This window comes from Nocardioides sp. Soil_C_8 (genome assembly GCF_057656315.1).
Map to the genome: position 1 here is coordinate 1 of NZ_JBDGKQ010000013.1, position 215 is coordinate 215.

At 64.2% G+C, this 215-nt stretch carries 1 pseudogene; it reads left to right on the top strand.

The window, feature by feature from the left end:
* Positions 1-215, top strand: a pseudogene (locus tag AC3A3L_RS21650) (IS481-like element ISAar28 family transposase); the annotation flags it as partial.

A 215-nucleotide genomic window follows, 5' to 3' on the forward strand; every position in this document is an offset into this window, starting at 1 on the left:
TTGAGCACGACATCTCGCGCAAGTCGTTCTACGAGCTGCGGAAACGCACGAAGGAAGACGGGCCGGCCGCGGTGCTCAAGCCACGATCTCGACGTCCAGCGTCGAGCCCGACCAGACTGACCGACGAGGTCAAGGCCCAGGCTGTCCAGATCCGCGCTGCCTTGGAGTCATCCGGCTTGGACCACGGGCCGATCAGCGTGCACGACAAGATGCAG